The sequence below is a fragment of the Clostridium sp. UBA6640 genome (assembly GCF_002455975.1).
Taxonomy (GTDB): domain Bacteria; phylum Bacillota; class Clostridia; order Clostridiales; family Clostridiaceae; genus Clostridium_J.
Window position 1 is genome coordinate 1 of sequence record NZ_DKLM01000032.1, and the last position, 18,543, is coordinate 18,543.

The 18,543-nt window shown below is 28.3% G+C and carries 16 protein-coding genes; 5 read left to right on the top strand and 11 right to left on the bottom strand.

All coding sequences use genetic code 11. The annotated features are described in order from the left end of the window. Positions 1 to 388: 388 nt before the first annotated feature. Positions 389 to 1,306, bottom strand: coding sequence for a metal ABC transporter substrate-binding protein (locus tag B2W91_RS03670; protein WP_291578925.1), 918 nt, complete (start codon positions 1,304 to 1,306; stop codon positions 389 to 391). 435 nt (positions 1,307 to 1,741) lie between these two features. Here B2W91_RS03670 and B2W91_RS03675 point away from each other — a divergent pair, with 435 nt between their 5' ends. Next, positions 1,742 to 2,395: a metal ABC transporter ATP-binding protein gene (locus B2W91_RS03675; RefSeq protein WP_291578926.1), complete on the top strand. Its 654-nt coding sequence runs from the start codon at positions 1,742 to 1,744 to the stop codon at positions 2,393 to 2,395. A gap of 9 nt (positions 2,396 to 2,404) precedes the next feature. After that, positions 2,405 to 3,196, top strand: coding sequence for a metal ABC transporter permease (locus B2W91_RS03680; RefSeq protein ID WP_291578927.1), 792 nt, complete (start codon positions 2,405 to 2,407; stop codon positions 3,194 to 3,196). Between the two features lie 43 nt (positions 3,197 to 3,239). On the opposite strand, the gene trmB is transcribed toward B2W91_RS03680, so the two are convergent. From trmB to B2W91_RS03705, 5 genes are all read right to left on the bottom strand, one after another. Next, positions 3,240 to 3,899 (bottom strand): tRNA (guanosine(46)-N7)-methyltransferase TrmB, encoded by a 660-nt coding sequence (trmB, locus tag B2W91_RS03685; protein WP_291578928.1) that lies wholly within the window; start codon positions 3,897 to 3,899, stop codon positions 3,240 to 3,242. Between the two features lie 30 nt (positions 3,900 to 3,929). Next, positions 3,930 to 4,577, bottom strand: coding sequence for a site-2 protease family protein (locus B2W91_RS03690; protein ID WP_291578929.1), 648 nt, complete (start codon positions 4,575 to 4,577; stop codon positions 3,930 to 3,932). A 342-nt stretch (positions 4,578 to 4,919) separates the two neighbouring features. Next, complete coding sequence (locus B2W91_RS03695) at positions 4,920 to 5,945, bottom strand: hypothetical protein (RefSeq protein WP_291578930.1); 1,026 nt, start codon at positions 5,943 to 5,945, stop codon at positions 4,920 to 4,922. A 19-nt stretch (positions 5,946 to 5,964) separates the two neighbouring features. After that, positions 5,965 to 6,978: a phosphodiester glycosidase family protein gene (locus B2W91_RS03700; RefSeq protein WP_291578931.1), complete on the bottom strand. Its 1,014-nt coding sequence runs from the start codon at positions 6,976 to 6,978 to the stop codon at positions 5,965 to 5,967. 313 nt (positions 6,979 to 7,291) lie between these two features. Next, a complete protein-coding gene (locus tag B2W91_RS03705) occupies positions 7,292 to 8,668 on the bottom strand; it encodes a PhoH family protein (RefSeq protein WP_291578932.1) in 1,377 nt (458 codons plus the stop codon). A gap of 174 nt (positions 8,669 to 8,842) precedes the next feature. Here B2W91_RS03705 and B2W91_RS03710 point away from each other — a divergent pair, with 174 nt between their 5' ends. The 3 genes from B2W91_RS03710 to B2W91_RS03720 all read left to right on the top strand — a co-directional run bounded on the left by B2W91_RS03710 (position 8,843) and on the right by B2W91_RS03720 (position 11,331). Further along, the gene (locus tag B2W91_RS03710; protein ID WP_291578933.1) at positions 8,843 to 9,280 is read left to right on the top strand and encodes a Fur family transcriptional regulator; all 438 of its coding nucleotides are present in this window, start codon (positions 8,843 to 8,845) and stop codon (positions 9,278 to 9,280) included. Between the two features lie 540 nt (positions 9,281 to 9,820). After that, positions 9,821 to 10,756, top strand: a complete 936-nt coding sequence (locus B2W91_RS03715) for a VCBS repeat-containing protein (protein WP_291578934.1) — start codon at positions 9,821 to 9,823, stop codon at positions 10,754 to 10,756. 194 nt (positions 10,757 to 10,950) lie between these two features. Beyond that, positions 10,951 to 11,331: a bactofilin family protein gene (locus tag B2W91_RS03720; protein ID WP_291578935.1), complete on the top strand. Its 381-nt coding sequence runs from the start codon at positions 10,951 to 10,953 to the stop codon at positions 11,329 to 11,331. A gap of 1,267 nt (positions 11,332 to 12,598) precedes the next feature. Here B2W91_RS03720 and B2W91_RS03725 read toward each other — a convergent pair. The 5 genes from B2W91_RS03725 to lon form a co-directional block, all read right to left on the bottom strand. After that, positions 12,599 to 12,820: a hypothetical protein gene (locus tag B2W91_RS03725; RefSeq protein WP_291578936.1), complete on the bottom strand. Its 222-nt coding sequence runs from the start codon at positions 12,818 to 12,820 to the stop codon at positions 12,599 to 12,601. 19 nt (positions 12,821 to 12,839) lie between these two features. Next, the gene (locus B2W91_RS03730; protein WP_291578937.1) at positions 12,840 to 13,130 is read right to left on the bottom strand and encodes a hypothetical protein; all 291 of its coding nucleotides are present in this window, start codon (positions 13,128 to 13,130) and stop codon (positions 12,840 to 12,842) included. Positions 13,131 to 14,403: 1,273 nt separating this feature from the next. Next, positions 14,404 to 15,126 carry a CPBP family intramembrane glutamic endopeptidase gene (locus B2W91_RS03735; protein WP_291578938.1) on the bottom strand — a complete coding sequence of 241 codons (723 nt, stop codon included), beginning with the start codon at positions 15,124 to 15,126 and terminating at the stop codon, positions 14,404 to 14,406. Between the two features lie 233 nt (positions 15,127 to 15,359). Further along, positions 15,360 to 15,947: a ribosome biogenesis GTP-binding protein YihA/YsxC gene (gene yihA / locus B2W91_RS03740; protein WP_291578939.1), complete on the bottom strand. Its 588-nt coding sequence runs from the start codon at positions 15,945 to 15,947 to the stop codon at positions 15,360 to 15,362. Then, positions 15,937 to 18,270 (bottom strand): endopeptidase La, encoded by a 2,334-nt coding sequence (gene lon, locus B2W91_RS03745; RefSeq protein ID WP_291578940.1) that lies wholly within the window; start codon positions 18,268 to 18,270, stop codon positions 15,937 to 15,939. Before lon ends, yihA begins: the two co-directional genes overlap by 11 nt. Positions 18,271 to 18,543 lie beyond the last annotated feature (273 nt).

An 18,543-nucleotide genomic window follows, 5' to 3' on the forward strand; every position in this document is an offset into this window, starting at 1 on the left:
CATAACTACTTAACAGATTCTTTATTTATATATAGATAAACTACTTTAGTATAGCTGAATATAGCTACACTCTTAAGTATTTCAATTCACAATGCACAATTCACAATTAAGGTGGAAATTATTTTTGATCAAAATAATTTCTTTAATTGATTTTTAACTAGCAATATAATTGCTAGTATTTTATTGTAGGGGCGAACAGTGTTCGCCAGTTCTTTTTAAGATAACTTATCTACATACATACTTTATATTACTTTTTTTCTACATAAAAAACAACATTAAAGGTAAAAAACTATAATCTATTAAAAAAAATCGTGACAGTGTCACGATTTTTTAATGTAGAATTATAGTTAGTACTATTTAAATCTATTATATAGTTTTATATTAATGATTATTTCATACTACTGTATATAGTTTCTAAATTATACTTCATAGCGTCTATATAGTTTAGTCCATCTTCACTGCTATGAAGTGTATATATTTTTTCAGTTTTTCCATTCACTTCACGAGCTAGTGTTTCTGATATTTGAGGACTAACTAAATTTTCAACGAAAATTGTAGTTATATTTTTCTCTTTACATAAATCAGTTAATTCTTTAAGTTGTTTAGGAGATGGTTCTCCTTCTGCAAATACTCCTTCAATGCTATATTGATTTAGCCCAAAGTCTCTACATAGATATCCAAAGGTTTCATGGCCAGTTACAAAATTTTTATTTGAAATTTGTTGAAATTTACTCTTATAATCATTGTACAGATTCTCAAGGTCTTTGGCAAATTCATTATAATTTTTTTCATAATAATCCACATTATCACTATCTACTTCTATCAGTGCATTTTTTATATTATTAGCTTGAAATTTTGCCATGTTTAAACTAAGCCATAAATGAGGATCGTAAGCACCATGTTCATGCTCTTCTTCTTTATGATCTCTTTCTTCAATTTCAATAAAATCTGCATCTTTAGATGTATCTACAACTTTTAATTTATTATTCTTTATAACTTTTAGAACGTCATCTTTCCAATGTTCCATATCTAATCCATTTAAAACTAGTAGATCCGCTTCTTCTAAACTCTCTAAATCCTTTGCTTTAGGTTCAAAATCATGTGGTTCCACTCCATCTGGAACAATAGTATATACATCTATCTTTTCTCTTCCTATTTCCTTAGCAAACTCCTCCATTGCATAAAAGCTAGCTACTACTTTTATTTTATCATTTTTTTCTGCATTGATATTATTATCTTTATTATTGCATCCTATTAAAGATACTGAGAACATTAATACCAATATATAAGTAATAAATTTTTTCACTATAAAAACACACCTTTCAATTGAAAATGATTTGCATTTGCACACTCTTGCTTATTATAGTATAATTAACGAGCGTTGTAAATATAAAAATATATTCTATTGCAAATTATTTGCATTTACATTATTATTATATTATACATCTTTAATAATGCAAATTATTACAAGATAAGCATATAAAAAATTCTATAAAAATTTCTATTAAACTAACTATTTTTAGGCATTTAACCTATATCTATAAAAATTGATAGGTTACTTATATTTAAGATATAAACCTTTCATATTCACTTATCTACAACCAACTTGTAGATTAAGTGCTATTTAATTATTATCAATAAAAATGTCTTTTATTCAAATTTCCTTTTATTGTTATTAAAAGCTATTAGGTGGATAAGATTATAGAAGTACATAGTTAAGTTTAGTAAAAGGAGATTAAATATGATAAAAATAAATAATTTAAGTTTTTCTTATAATAATATAAAACCTTATATGATAGATAATCTAAATCTTTATATAGAAGATGGTAGTTATGTTTCTATAATAGGTGAAAATGGTAGCGGTAAAACCACTATAGTGAAACTAATACTTGATATTTTAAGACCAAGTAAAGGAACTATATCAATTAACTCAAAAAATATAGGATATGTACCCCAAAAAATAGACGGTTTTAATTCACAATTTCCTATAACCGTATATGAAGTTTTAAATATACATAGAAAAACTCTTAAAATAGCTGACAAAAAAGTTATAGATGAGTCACTTAGAGCTGTTAATATGGAAAAATATAAAGATTCTCTAATAGGGGGACTCTCAGGAGGACAGCAACAAAAAATTTTCATTGCTAGAGCTATTATGGGGCAATGTGATTTATTAATATTAGATGAGCCTTCTACAGCTTTAGACGAAAAGAGCATAGCAGACTTATATAAACTAATCAAGCATTTAAATAAATCTCATAACATTACCATACTATCCATAGAACATAATATAAAAATTGCGTTAGAAAATTCTTCTCACATATACTCTATGAATAATGGTAATGGTGTGTTATATACCATTGAAGAGTATAAAGAAAAGTTTGATTTAAATTAGGAGGATACTATGTTTCAATACGAATTTATGCAAAATGCTTTTATAGCTGCTATATTTATTTCTATTTTATGTCCTTTAGTTGGTGTATTTTTAGTACTTAAAAGGTATTCAATGATGGGTGACACCCTAGCTCATAGTTCCTTTGCAGGGGTGGCTATAGGTCTAGTTACAGGATATAGCCCTATACTTTGTGCATTCATATTTACTAGCATATGTGGATTGTTAATTGAACTATTAAGAAATTATTATAAAAAATATGCAGAACTAATCCTATCTATAGTTTTAACCTTAAGTATAGGTATCGGTATTACTCTCGTTAGTATGGGAAAGACTAATGCTAATATAAATTCATTTTTATTTGGAAGTATTTTAACTGTAACCAAGGATGATTTATTTATCATGCTAGTATTAAGCATTATTTCAATTTTAGTTTTATATAAACTATATAATAAGCTAGTTTATATAACTTTTGATGAAGAAGGTGCAAAAGTATCTAACATTAGAGTAAAACTCATAAACTATGTTTTTGCACTACTAGTAGGCGCTACTATTTCTGTTTCTATAAGGGTTATGGGAATATTAGTTATGTCTTCAATGATAGCTCTTCCTGTGGCAACTGCTCTTCAACTTAATAAAGGCTTTAAAAAAACCATGATCTTTTCAATAATTTTTGGCTTTATAGATATTATTTTAGGGCTGATTTCTTCATACTATTTAAACTGTGCTCCAGGTGGTACAATAGCATTAATTTCTGTGTTCATTCTTGTTATAACTATAGTATTTAAAAGCTTTAGAAAATAAATAAGGACTACTATAAAATATATTTTATAGTAGTCCTTATTTATTATTTTAATCTTGCAGCCAAAAACATGGTTTTCATGCCTAAAGCAGTAAATTTTGCTTCATATTCTGTTACAACATTGTCTTTAAAATCACTATTATGAAGATCATAGGTCATATACTCTATTTCAAATCCACTTTCTTTAAAGTACTCTATGGAATCTTTAAAAAGTTCTGTGTCATCAGTTTTAAACCAGATTTCTCCACCTTTTCTAAGAAACTTCTTATACTGTGCTAAAAATTTAGTATGAGTTAATCTTCTTTTATTATGCCTCTCTTTTGGCCAAGGATTACAAAAGTTAATATAGATTTTACTTATTTCGTCCTTATCAAAAACATTATCTATTAACATAATGTTTAAAGGCATCAATCTAACATTTATATCTTTATCTAATATGCTTTCATCAGCCCTAACTTCTTTAACTTTTCTTAAGGCATAAACTAAAACTTCATCTTTTAAATCTATTCCTACATAGTTAATATTAGGATTCATTTTTGCTCTATTTGCAATATGTCCCCCCCTACCACAACCTAATTCTAAATGTATTTCATTATTGTTTTCAAATTCTTCTTTCCATTTTCCTTTGTGGTCATATTGATTGAAAACAACTACTTCACTACTCTGCATCTCCGGTCTTGCCCAATGCTTTTTTCTTAAGCGCATATACTTCTCTCCTTAATGTATAACAAAATATTAAATTACCAATCTTACTAAATTAGTTAAAAATGAGAATAGATAGTTTGCTGGCATTTGAACTAAATAAGTCAGTAATGATCTTCCCCCACCAAGTACAGGTGCAATTAATAATATAAAAATAATTAATTGGTATCCATATATTTTATCTGATATTTTATAAAATTGGCGTGGAAATAAATCTTTTAATATATGAAATCCGTCAAAGCCTGGTATAGGAACTAAATTTAAAAATAGCCAAAAACAATTATAATAAGCTGTCAAATACACTATTGTATTTATAATTGTAGTTAATTTAGTATTTGGAAGCATCTTTCCTAATATTGCCAATAAAATTATAGCTACAATTGAGCATGCTAAATTTGCTAATGGTCCTGCTATAGATATCTTCAAATCATCTTTATAATAATTTTTTAAGGCATTTGGATTCACTTGCACTGGTTTAGCCCAACCAAATCCCCAAAATAAAATCATGAAAAAGCCTAAAAAATCTATATGTGCAAAAGGATTTAATGTTAATCTACCTTGATATTTAGGGGTATTATCTCCTAATTTAACTGCAACCCTTGCATGAGCATATTCATGAAAAGTAAATGCAACTAATATTGCTGGTATCATTAATACTTTTCCTAATAAATCAATTCTCATTAGAACGTCCCCTTTCTACTTATAATCAAAAAAAAATGACTATCTTTATAATTATATCAAAATAATCTACTATAGAGAATATCTTATAAAAAATATTTTTTACACTATAAAGATATTAATATATGCTCTATAGGATTTCCATAATAAAATTTTACAATGAATTAAAAATGAAGAATTATGATTAAAACTCCACCGTCAAAGCCTTTGGAGTTTTTTTTAAATAAACTTCATTTTAGAAATTAAACTTATATATAATAAAACTATAAATTTATATATTCATAAACAGACTTTAAATATAATATTCACAATTTATAAATAAAGACTATGAAAAATTCATAGTCTTTATTTATAAGCAATAATTTCTATATTATCTCCACTTTTAGTTACTACACCATCATTTTGAAATTGAATAAATTCACCTTCATAAATTGTTTCTTTGTTTGATCTTTGTTCTCTAACAATCTTATTATCTTTATCGTGTACGTATATATTACCTTCAGCAGAAATATATATATTTTGATTTTCTGTGGATACATCTAAATATATTTGCTGCCATTGTGAAGTATCTTCAGTAATACATCCATAGAATATCTTATTAACCAAACCGTTTTCTAATCCACCTATATAGATTTTATCCTCATCATCTCTACCTAATACAGTAATTCTCTCATATTCTGGGAAATATAACGTCTCACTAGTTTGAGATGAATAAACTTGATTATAAACCTCGCCTTCATAAAGCAATATGTCTTCTCTTCTTAAAAGTTCCATATTGTTTATATGTCTAGGTACAGTATATGTTTTAGTCATTGCACCCATTCTATCAATTCTATATATACTACTTACATTTTCACTATCTACTATCTTCACATAAGTAAGGCCTGTAAGCGTTGATACTGCAATATCTTCTACTATTGCGCTTTCTTCATTCCAATCAAACTCTTTAATTAATGATTTATCTTTCTTTTTTACATCATAAGAATAAAGAGTTAATTTGCTTGAGCCATAGTTTACAATCTTCTCAACAAATAATAGTCTATTTCTATCTGGTAGCCATTTATAAAAACTCACTTCAGCATCTGGCTCAAGAGTTACTTCGTCAGTTTGTCCATCTTGTACCGTTACTACTTTTAAAGCATCATTTTTTATATAGGATAAATATTTACTATCATAAGATACGGAAACTTTCTCTACATCAGATGAGATTTTAATTTTACTCTTTTTCTCTTCTACCTTTTCTTCTACTACTTTTTTCCCCTTTATCTTACTTTCTAAACTTAAAAAGTTATTGTCAATATAATAAAATCCAACACATTGAATTCCTAAAGATATCGCCATCCAAAGTGTTAATCTTTTTATTATCTTCATACTATTCTCCTTACTTATGTTATTTTTCTACATATATCGCTGACGGAACTGCTCTTTCACCTAATGAATCTGATGGACTATTAATTATCTCTCCTTTGTAATACATTGTAGAAGATGATCCACCATCTAAATTGCTAGCATTATAAGCTCCATAATCATATAATACGTCTTGGACTTCTTTTAATGTAGCCCCTATACTATTAGTTTGTCTACCATCAATAACTAATAGTATTATTGCGCCATCTTCTTTTCTCTGTCCTATGGCTGTTCTAGGTGCAATTCCCCATCCGCCATCTCCATTGGTAATTGCCTTTCGTCCCTCAACTATTAGTGCAGGTCCAAAACTAACTGCTTCTTTCGCTTTATGTTGTAATAGCTCATTTAAACTATAATTACCTACCAGCAGAACTCCATCTTCAGTAATTGCTACTACTTCTCTTTGCTCATCATCACTACTTAAATCATTATATTTAGGGTCACCATTACTCATTATTATACCGGTAGGCTTTGCACCAGTGCCTGTCCACAATGATCCTGTAGCTTCATCTGTAAATCCGCCACCATTTACTGCTGCAATAGCATCATTATTTTCAGCTATTTCACTGGTCGTTTGACCTTCTAATTCTAATTTTTCACTATACCCTACTTTAACTCTTGTAGGATCATTAATAATTAATACATATCCTGTAAATTTATTGCTATTTACTTCAAATCTCTCTATGGTTTTATCATTTTTATTATTAACAGTAACTTCTGTTTCCGCATCCTTCTTTTGAGATAAATTAGTTACTGCCTGTTCTTTTAATATTTTATTAATTGTTTCTTTACTTAAAAATAACTCTGCAATCCATTGGTGACTTAGAGTTGTCATAGCTGTAGTTACAAGCGTATTTCTTACATTCTCAAAAGGTCCATAATAAGCTAAAAACGGAGCAGTTATTCCAGTAAATACCATTTGAAAAAGTATAAAACTAATTATGAATTTAATTTTACTCTTTTTCTTAACTGATTTTTTAGATTTTCTTACGTTCATTTTAACCTTCCTTTATTAGATAATTTATAGTGAGCATCATACTATAATAAAGTGTTAAATTCCATATGTTATATAGTTTATAGTATTTTCCTTTGAAAGTCATTAGATTGTTATTAGAAATGTTAATTAATTTTACATACCTTATATTTTATCATAATACTATTTTACTCACATATATAATATAAATTTGTATCAATTCCATTACAAAAGTAAAAACACATTATATAATATCGTAGAAATTGAAAAAATTCAATTATAAAGTAGGACATTCTACTTTATAATTGAATTAAATTCTCTATAAATCATTAAAAAACTACAATTTTTGAGCAGCTTCAAAAGCCAACGGAGATCTCTCACATTCATCAAATTTTAAAGTTACTTGGTAACAAAGTTCGCTCCCCTTCATTTTCTCTGAAGCATAGCATAATCCATTTGATCTAGCGTCCATAAATGGATGATCTATTTGATCTGGATCTCCTATTAAAATTAATTTTGTTCCTATTCCTACTCTTGTTGTAATTGCTTTGATTTGTTTAGGTGAAAGATTTTGAGCTTCATCAATTATAAGCCAATTTTTTACTATAGAACGTCCTCTTAAATAGGCTACTGCTTCTGTAGTTATTATTCTTCTATCAAATAATTCTCTTATTTTATCTTGTAATTCCTTTTCATTTTTATATCGCTCTTTTTCATCAGAGTCCACCAATATCTCAAGATTGTCAAAAACAGGTCTCATAAATGGAGCTATTTTTTCTTCTTCCGTACCAGGTAGAAAACCTATCTCTTCATCCATGGTAATATTTGGGCGGCATACTAAAATTCTTCTATACTGCCCTGTATTCTCCTCTAATATTTTTTCAAGTCCTGTAGCTAGTGAAAATAGTGTTTTAGCTGTGCCTGCCGGGCCTTTTATTATAACTAATGGTGCTTTGGATGGTTCTGTACATAATGCTTCAAGCATAAATTTTTGGCCTACATTTCTCGGAGAAATCCCCATAGGTTTAATATCTTTATAATATAATGGAACTACTTTCTTACCATCAAATCTTCCAAGTGCTGTTTGTTTAGAATTTTCCATGGAATGCATTAAAATAAATTGGTTAACATATAACTGTGGTACATAATATTCTTCTTTCTCTTCATTGTAGTACAGCATTTCTTCTATATCTAATGACTTTTTATTATAAAACTCTTCAATTTTATGTGATGGAACATAAACCTCTATTCTTCCTGTATATTGATTGTAGTCTTCTGGAACTACCTTCTCATAGAAATCTTCACTTTTTATATCCACTATATCTGCTTTAATTCTTTCAAAAGTGTCCTTAGTTATTAAAATCACATCTTCGCCATTTTCTTTTAATCCCTTACAAAGTTGAATTATTCGATTATCCGGCTTACTTTTGTCCCAAGATATAGGAATTTCTGTATCGTGATGATTCATTTCCACTCTTAAAAGTCCACCACTAGGTAAGCTAACTCCTTTATTAAGTCTACCTTCTCCTCTAAGGGAATCAATTAATCTTGATGCTTGCCTAGCATTTGCTCCTAAATCAGTCTTATCCTTTTTAAAGTTATCTAGCTCCTCAAGCACAGTTTCTGGTATTACCACGTCATTGTTTCCAAATGATAATAGTGCTGTGGATGAATACAGAATAACATTAGTATCTAAAACATAGGTCTTTTTCAAAATCCATACTCCCCCTCTCCTATACTACTAATATATGTTTTATTTGCAATAAATGAATAAATATATTATATTTTACATGGAAAAATTTTTATTAAACTAATTTTCTAAATAATTATTGATAATGGATAATTTCTATTATATAATAATAGTAATCATAAAGTGAGGTTGATGATTATGTTAAATTTTACACAAATCTTCAAGGAAAAAAAATTAAAACTTACCCCTCAGCGTATAGCTGTATATAAGTATCTATGTTCTACTAATGAACATCCTTCAGCAGAGACAATATATAAAGCACTTCAAGAAGAATATCCTACAATGAGCCTTGCCACAGTTTATAAGGCATTAAAAGTTTTAGTATCCGTGAACTTAATTCAAGAAATTAATGTAGGTGAAGGCAACTTTAGATATGATGGCACTATTGAACCACATTCACATATTCAATGTGTTAATTGTTCAAAAGTTGATGATATTAAAGGTGTATCTTTCTCCAACTTGAATGAAGAAGTTAAGGAATTTACAGATTACAGTGTTTTAACAAATCAAATATATTTTTACGGACTGTGTAGTGAATGTAAAGCTGATAGCGAATCAAAAGTAGAGTTAGTATAACTAACTCTACTTTTTTTAATAAATTATCCATTTCTAATGTTATAAAATAATCTTAAATTTTTAATTTTTTATACTTCATACATTCCCTGCTGCCTCTTACTTAAAAATTACGATTGAGATTAATTTTGTAAATTAATTTCTTTAAATAAATTATTTAATAAAAGTAGCTTTATCACTCGAAAAGACTTAGGTAAAGTTCACCCTTAGTGAATTTCTAAAATAAAATTCATTCTAAAAAGCCTCGAAAACTTTAAATGTTAGGTTTTAAGAATATATGGATACAACGCAAAAACTTAATAAATACCCTAGAAAATAAATTTTCTATAAAAATAGACTAACCCCTTTAAAAATTTAGGATGAAATTCATTGTAAAAATTTTATTATGGAAATTAAAATGATGTATAGGTTAAATTTTGTTTAAAGACCTATATTTTATTTATTCTACTAAAATAATTTAATTAAGTTCACCTTATTATATTTAATAAAAAACTTGTCCTATAAACTAATTAATCTTCATATACTTTAGTGGGGGTGACTTTGGTGAAATCAATTAAAAATTTTGTTAAGAGAAAATACAGCTATATAGCATTTATAATTGTTCTTATAATTACAGCCATAATTTTTATATTAAATAAAAATAAAAATTCATTACCTACATTTTTTACAATAGATAATAATAAAATAGTTAATGAAGATTTGGATGGAGATGGATATAAAGATGCTCTTTATATAAAAACTGATGATAATAACTATCTTGTTCAGATAAATTTAAGTGATCAAAATAGTTATAGCCTAAATCCTAATAAAAATATTCCTACATTAGGTGAACATAGAACTTATTGGCCTATGAAAGTTATATTGGAAGATGTTTCTAGGGATAATTTAAAAGAAATATTTATTCAATCTTCTATAAATGAAAAATCTATTCAACATATTTTTCGTTTTAACGGAGAAGGCTACGAAAACATCTACTCTTCATACTATAATATCTTAGGATTTATAGATAATAAAAATAATAAAACCCCTAAAATTGTAACTGGAAACTTTAAAAATAATGAAACTAAATTAGAAAATCATATATTTATAAATAATAAATTTAAAACCTTTGAATATTCCTATCCTGATAACTATATAGGAAACAAGTTAATATGTGAGTTTATAAGCTTTATTGAAAATTTTCCAAGCATAAATACTAATATTCCCAATTATTTTAGCACTTATATAAGTGGCAATGAGCTTTCTATGGTATATCAACTTTCATCTAAAAATACATCCTATCATTTTCAAGACGGTTTTTTTAAAGAGATTAGTTATGATTCTCAAGATAGGCCTTTAGAGGTTAGATGGACATTAAACTTTAAAGGAATTGAACAAAATGACTCTAAAGTAATTAATAATTATACTATTGATATTATGCTCGCTAAGAAAGCTTTTGAACGTGAATATATGATAACATCAATTAACGTGAGAAAGTGAAATATAACACAAAAAAAGGGACCATTTAAGGTCCCAAGGGGGATGGGGGGTTTAACTAAAGTTGTAAAAACTTTAGTTATGGAGATTTCAACTCCTATTACATTTATAATTTTAACCAATATGTAATATTTTATTCATTAAAACAAATTTTATTTTTCTTAATATATAAATAATTTTTATATGGAGGTATATTTATGTTTTATGATAAGGAAAAAAGTAACCTTAACAAAATCGAAACACTAATTGGAGAAAATTGTAAAGTCAATGGAAATTTTTCCGGTACAGGTATTCTAAAAGTAGATGGCATAATTGAAGGAGATATTAATTGGGAGGATGATATAGTACTAGGAGTTAATGGCGAGGTAAACGGTGCAATTTATTGCAATAATGCTTTTATTAACGGTACTGTTAATGGAAATGTTAATTGTAGCAACAGCTTAACCATAGAAGACCACGGCAGGGTTAAGGGTGATATATCTATAAAGAAACTTGTTATTAATGAAAGTGGATTTTTAGATGGCAAATGCAGTATGGTAACTTTAAATGAAACACCTATATTTTTACCTGAAAATTAATATATTTCGTATTAATTAAAAACACACTAACAATAGTGTGTTTTTTAATACTATTTTTCTTTACCATGTTGTCTTAAAAATTTTCTCAATAACTCTAGTTTATAAGGCTCAATGAGCTGCATAAGTATTTTTATAATATCATAAAGTTCATCTTCTTTAAACTTCTTAGATGAATTATGTGATTTAGATTTTGATGATTTTTGTTTATTATCTGCTTTTGACTTATTATCTGTCTTTGGCTTATTATCTACTTCTATTACATTTTCCGCATCAATAATTTCACCATTATAGTTTTCATTTAATGAATTCAAACTTAAATCATTTAAATCAAAATCCATCCCATCTAAATTCATATCACTAAAATCCATATTTCCTATATTATTTAGAATGGAACCTATATCTAAACCGCCAAACATATCTTCAAAATTTAAATTTTCATTTCCTCCATCTCCATTTTGATTATTAAATAAATCTCCTAAAACACTTTGAAATGCATTTATATCATTTTCAGTTATATTTGCAAAGATATTTTCTAATCCATTGAAAGGATTTCCATTTCCTTGATTTCTGTTAGTATTATTAACATTATTAAATAAACTACCCAAATCATTTAAATTAAAATTATTCTGTCTGCTATTATTTCCATTTCCCATAAATGTTGACATTAAGTTGCTTATCATATCTCCCTCAAAATCATTTCCGCCTCCACCTCCGCCTAGAGTAGTTAATAGCGCTAATAGACTATTTCCTAGATTTCCACCCATAAAATTATTAGGGTTTCCGCCCATAAAATTATTAGGATTTCCACCCATAAAATTAGGATTATTCATTTGATTCATAGGATTATTCATTTGATTCATTTGATTATTCATTTGATTATTCATTTGATTCATAGGATTTGCTTGATTCATAGGATTTGCTTGATTCATAGGATTCATTCGATTCATCGGGTTCATTCGATTCATTTGATTCATTCGATTCATTTGATTCATTNNCATTCGATTCATTTGATTCATTTGAGCATAATATTTACAATTTTCACATTCATATCTATCTCTTTTTCTACGATGTTTATGCTTTCCCACAAAATCACCTCTTTATAATTAGGAGGGCATATTTTTTCCCTCCTATATTTAGAAACTATAGCTATAATATTTTAAAAAGCAATCCACGTTGTCACATGGACTGCTAAAAACTCTTATCTCTTTATAAACCACCCCTTCTGGGCCATGGCTTTACATTATAAATCTTCTTTCGTTAGAACCCATTAACAGCAGCATCCTCTTAAAATTGGAAATCTGCCTCCACATGGTGAATTAAATCTACCAATGCAACCACCTCTATTAAATCCACAGAAGAAGAAAAATAGCACTAAAATCACAGCAATTTTACCTTCTATGTGTTTACTATTTAATAGATTTCCTTGATTCAAAATTACTATTATTAGTAATATTATGCATGGGTTACATCCATTTATACTGCCACACATAGTATCAGCTCCTTTTCAATTAGCAACAACAGCCTCTTCTTAGACGTCTTCTTCCTCTTCCTTCTTTACCGTCACAGCAGCAGCAGCAGAAATTGTTTCCGAATCCTTGATTTCCGAATCCAAAGCCTCCAAATCTTCCATTACTACAACATAGCCAGAAAAGGAATAGCAATGTTAAGGCGTTTCTACTAGAGTTATCATCGCAATCACGTGTATTTAACAAGCATTGATTGTCTAATATTAATATTATTAATATTATAGTGCATGGGTCACACCAACATCCTCTATTTCCACTTCCCCATCCAAACATAGTTCATACCTCCATTTTAATCTAAGTTTCGCTCTAAACTCACTACAGCTTTTGTTCTATTTATATATTTTTCTTTAGAATCTTCTACCACAGAAGATGATTAGTATTATGATTATAAACCATATGCCACATCCACCGAAGCCGCTTCCACAGCCGCCTCCAAAGCCGCCAAAGCCACCGTTCCATCCGCCAAATCCGAAGTTACCGCATGGGTTACAGCAGCATGGATTACAGCAGCAGCAACAACAATCTTTTTCACGACGTTTATCACGTTTACCACGTCTACCACGTTTATCGTCACAGCAGCAGCAACAGCATGGGTTACAGCAGCATGGTTCACAGCAGCATGGTTCACAGCAACATGGGTCACAGCACGGGTCACAACATGGGTTGCAACAACCTCCAAAGCCGCCAAAGCCCCCAAAACCGTTTCCAAAGCCGTTTCCAANNCCGTTTCCAAAGCCGTTTCCAAAGCCGTTTCCAAAGCCCCCAAAGCCGCCATTTCCACAGCCACAACAGAATATTAGGAATATGATAATTATTAGGAATATTCTTCTTCCTCCGAAGAACCCCCTATCCCTATCACAACATTCCCCTTCTTCTCCTTCTGGAACATTAATATTTGACATTAAGTTTAATAAAGAGTTGATATCCATATATTTTTCTCCTCCTCTTATAGATTTTATATATATCTTTTGTATATTACATAATATGGTCTATTAGATGTTTTGACACTAATTTGTAGGTAATTTACAAATTTACTATCTTATTAGATTTATTGAATTTTTTCTTTTGTTTTCTAATAACATACTATTAAATAATCTTAATTTTTGTTACAATAAAACTTTTTCTGTAAAGTATTGGAACCTAATGTAAAACATCTTAAAAAGCTACCAAATATTGTGTTAAAATCTATTCTATTAGTAGAACTTGCTGTAGCGGCAAACAGTGTTCGCCACAGAATAACTGGCGATATAATCGCTAGTGAAAAAATTGATTAAAGAAATTATTTTGCTAAAAAATAATTTTAACCACAATTGTGCATTGTGAACTGTGCATTGTGCATTGATAAATCCCCAGAGGTGGAAAGCTAGCAATGTATTGCTAGTTAAAAAGTCCATTAAAGAAACTTCCGAGAACTACTATTATTAAGAAACTTTCTTTTCTAATAAAACTTTTTTTGCCTCCTCAAGTATTATTTTCTTTTAAGCATTAATTACCTTAAAAATAAAAAAAGCCAACAATATTGTTGGCTTTTAAAGTCATGATTTATTTAATTAAATTTATCAATAAATAGATAAATTGTAGTCATTAAATTTAAAGATAGATGAGCTATAACAGCATACCAGTAACCTTTTTTATGAATTAAATAACATGTAACCATACTTACTGTGAATAAAACTAAAAAAGCTGTTAAACTAAAATGTACTAAAGCAAATATTATACTAGTTATTATACTAGCTAATATAACTCCAATTCTCTTTTTTAAAAATTTCTCAAACAATAAATATCTAAATACAAATTCTTCTAATATAGGAGCAAATATTACAGTTGAAGGTACTACTATAAAAAAAGTTAATAAGTCATAATCTGATAATATTGTAACCACTTCTTGCTCTTTCAATTGAACACCTAAACTTGTTAATATCGAACTCGATGCCATTGATGCAGATATCATTATAATATAGGATATAATTCCATATTTAAAAGCTGAGAATATGTCTATAGTTTTTATAGAAAATTCATATCCATAATAATCATCTAAATTTGTTTTTTTCATATGTATTATTAATATTATTACTATAACAAAAGGATATAAGTTAGATATCATCGATGGACTAATTAATACTAATAATGTATATATTAAGGTAAAAAAAATATTTTTTATTGAAAATAATTTATAACTTCCCCTCTTGTAGCTATATTCATATATCAACACAAAATAGGGTAAAAAATAAACTAGCAATAAAACTAATATATTAACTAATAATTGCAACCTACTACCTCCTATTAAAATTAATTGATATTAGTACACTATATACTATTTTTATAACAAATAACAACTAATCAACTTCTTTATGATGGATTTTTAACAAAATGTTATTTTTTGAAATTCATTAATATCATTTTCATATATCAATAAAAAACAAAGATTTTCTAAAAAATAGTTAACAATTTAAGTATATACCTTAATAAAGGCATATACTTAAATTGTATATGCCTTTATTATTATATTTCTATTCCCTTAAATAATTCCTCTAAAAGGTCTTCTTTTCCTTCTTTCTTTAAAGATGAAAAGAAAAGAAGTGGCTCATCTTTATCCATTTTTAACGTTTCTCTAATTAGTTTATTGCTTTTAAAAAGTTCATTTTTAGTTAATTTATCTTTTTTAGTAGCAACTACCACCACGCCATATCCATAATGTTTTACCCATTCATACATTGATATATCGTCATTTGTAGGTTTATGCCTTGAATCTACTAACAATACAACCTTTTTAAGTTGTGGTCTATTGACTAAATATTTTTCCATCATTTGACCCCAAGTTGCCTTTTCACTTTTTGATACTTTAGCATATCCATAGCCAGGTAAGTCTACAAAATAAAATTCATTATTAATTATAAAAAAGTTTATTAATCTAGTCTTTCCTGGTGTGCCACTTACCTTAACCAGCTTTCTTCTATTTGTTAAAGTATTTATAAGTGATGATTTTCCAACATTTGAACGACCTACAAATGCAAATTCAATCCTATTGTCTGTAGGATATTGCTCTGGTTTTACTGCTGATATAGTGAATTCTGATTGCTTAATTTCCATTTTTCATCTCTCCAATTAATGCATTTTCCAATACATCATCTACGTTCTCCGCTATTATAAAGTTTAATTTGTTTTTTAAAGATTTTGGCAGTTTGCTAAGATCTTTTTTGTTATCTTTAGGTATAATAATTGTATCTATACCCATTCTATAAGCTGCTAAACTCTTTTCTTTTAATCCTCCAATTGGAAGTACTCTTCCTGTTAAAGTAACTTCTCCAGTCATAGCCACATTATGTTTAACTTTTTTATTACTTAATGCAGACACCATTGCTGTTACCATTGTTACACCTGCCGATGGTCCATCTTTAGGTACTGCACCTTCTGGTACATGTATATGAATATCTTTATCCTTGTAAAAATTATCTTCAATGTTAAAGTGTTTACTATTTGCTCTTACATAACTATATCCTGCCTTAGCAGATTCTTTCATTACATCACCCAATTGTCCTGTTAATTGAAGCTTACCATTTCCCTCCATAACAGTTACCTCTACAGGTAATGTATCTCCGCCATATCCAGTCCATGCAAGCCCAGTTACAACACCTATTTTATCTTCTTTATCTAAATCATCATAACTATAAATTTCTGGTCCTAAATACTTTCTAACATAACTTGTAGTTATAGCTACCTTCTTCTTATCCTTCTCTACCATTTCAGTAATAGTTTTTCTTATAACAGAAGATATTTTTCTTTCTAAATTTCTAACTCCTGATTCTCTTGTATAGTTCTCTACTATATTTTTTACGGCAGAATCATATATTTTAATTTGCCCTTCTTCCATGTTATGTTCTTTTAATAGTTTAGGAATTAAATGATCTTTAGCAATAAAAAATTTCTCCTCTGGTGTATATCCTGTTACTTCTATTATTTCCATTCTATCTAATAATGGTCTAGATATAGTATCTAAGGAGTTTGCTGTTGTTATAAATAAAACTTTTGATAAATCGAAATCTAGTTCTAAGTAGTGATCTCTAAAAGTTGAATTTTGTTCACTATCTAAAACTTCAAGCAGTGCATCTGCAAGGCTTCCTCTTTGATCTGCACCCATTTTATCAATTTCATCTAATAAAAATAATGGATTTTTATATCCTGCCTCTTTCATACCATTTATAATTCTACCTGGTATTGCACCTACGTAAGTCTTTCTATGTCCTCTTATCTCAGCTTCATCTTTAACTCCACCTAAACTCATTCTTACAAACTTACGTCCTAGCGCATTAGCCACAGATTTAGCAATAGAAGTTTTTCCTACTCCTGGTGGTCCTACAAGACAAAGTATAGGGCCTTTTAAAGTTCTACTTATTTTTCTTACTGCTAGATACTCTATTATTCTTTCTTTAACATCTTCAAGTCCATAATGCTCATCATTTAAGACTTTTCTAGCATTCTTTATATCTAAATTATCTTTAGTTAGCTTGTTCCATGGAAGCTCTAATACCCAATCTAGATAATTTTTTATAACCACTGCTTCCTGTGTGTGAGCTCCACTACTCTTTAATCTATTTAGTTCATAAACTGCTTTTTCCTTAACTTCTTTAGGCAATTTATTTTTATTAATCTTGTCTTCGTACTCTCTTATTTCTCTACTTTCTTCGTCTTCTTCCCCTAATTCTTCTTGTATTACTTTCAGTTGCTCCCTTAAATAATATTCTTTCTGAACCTTTCCAATTTTGCTCTTAATTTTAGTTCCTATTTTCTTTTCTAGTGTAACAACTTCAATTTCATTTTCTATAAATATAAGGAGCTTTTCTAAACGCTCTTTAACATCTATAGCTTCTAGAAGTTCTTGTTTCTTATTTTGCTTTAACATCATATAGGAACCTATAGTGTCACAAAATCTACCATAGTCTTCTTCATCTTCTAAATCTATCAGAACTTCTGAACTCATATCACCTATAAGTTCTAAATATCTATCAAAAGCTTCTTCTATAGATGTTACATATGCCATACATTCACTATCATTCTCATATTGTATGTCTTCAATTATTTCAACCTCAGAATAAATTGAATCTTCTTCATCTATATATTTTACTATCCTTGCTCTTGATATTCCCTCCACTAGAACTCTCATATAGTTTCCTGGCAATTTAACAAACTGTTTTATATTGCACACAGTTCCAACCTTGTATATATCTTTTTCTTCTGGTTCTTCAACCTTAGCATCTTTTTGAGAAACTAAAAATATTTTTTGATCCTTTGACATTGCTTCTTCAAGGGCAAGAATTGATTTTTCTCTTCCCACATCAAAATGTAAAACCATATATGGAAAGATATTTACCCCTCTTAGAGGAATTAAAGGAAGCTTTTTAATATTATTCTCCATTTTTCTCCCCTCATTTCTATAATTAATAAAATGATTTCTTTAATTTATTTAAAAAAGTATATAGCTAGACTTATATATTATACCTATAAAAAGAAATTTTTTCAATTAGGTATCTGAAAGAAAATAATAGACCAAAGATGTTAGTATATTTTAAGCATATGAAATAAAATAGCTAGTTAAAGATGTGAAATATTTTTTGCATCAGACAAGAAGACAGGTTTTCATGATAGTTTAGCTATCATGAAGTTCTGACGACGCAGTATGATACAAAAT

What these genes read in the sequence shown, in the direction of transcription:
- B2W91_RS03675 (WP_291578926.1), top strand. Translation starts at nt 1,742, where the DNA reads ATGATAAAAATAAATAATTTAAGTTTTTCTTATAATAATATAAAACCT.
- B2W91_RS03680 (WP_291578927.1), top strand. Translation starts at nt 2,405, where the DNA reads ATGTTTCAATACGAATTTATGCAAAATGCTTTTATAGCTGCTATATTT.
- trmB (WP_291578928.1), bottom strand. Translation starts at nt 3,899, where the DNA reads ATGCGCTTAAGAAAAAAGCATTGGGCAAGACCGGAGATGCAGAGTAGT.
- B2W91_RS03690 (WP_291578929.1), bottom strand. Translation starts at nt 4,577, where the DNA reads ATGAGAATTGATTTATTAGGAAAAGTATTAATGATACCAGCAATATTA.
- B2W91_RS03695 (WP_291578930.1), bottom strand. Translation starts at nt 5,945, where the DNA reads ATGAAGATAATAAAAAGATTAACACTTTGGATGGCGATATCTTTAGGA.
- B2W91_RS03700 (WP_291578931.1), bottom strand. Translation starts at nt 6,978, where the DNA reads ATGAACGTAAGAAAATCTAAAAAATCAGTTAAGAAAAAGAGTAAAATT.
- B2W91_RS03710 (WP_291578933.1), top strand. Translation starts at nt 8,843, where the DNA reads ATGTTAAATTTTACACAAATCTTCAAGGAAAAAAAATTAAAACTTACC.
- B2W91_RS03720 (WP_291578935.1), top strand. Translation starts at nt 10,951, where the DNA reads ATGTTTTATGATAAGGAAAAAAGTAACCTTAACAAAATCGAAACACTA.
- B2W91_RS03725 (WP_291578936.1), bottom strand. Translation starts at nt 12,820, where the DNA reads ATGTGTGGCAGTATAAATGGATGTAACCCATGCATAATATTACTAATA.
- B2W91_RS03730 (WP_291578937.1), bottom strand. Translation starts at nt 13,130, where the DNA reads ATGTTTGGATGGGGAAGTGGAAATAGAGGATGTTGGTGTGACCCATGC.
- yihA (WP_291578939.1), bottom strand. Translation starts at nt 15,947, where the DNA reads ATGGAAATTAAGCAATCAGAATTCACTATATCAGCAGTAAAACCAGAG.
- lon (WP_291578940.1), bottom strand. Translation starts at nt 18,270, where the DNA reads ATGGAGAATAATATTAAAAAGCTTCCTTTAATTCCTCTAAGAGGGGTA.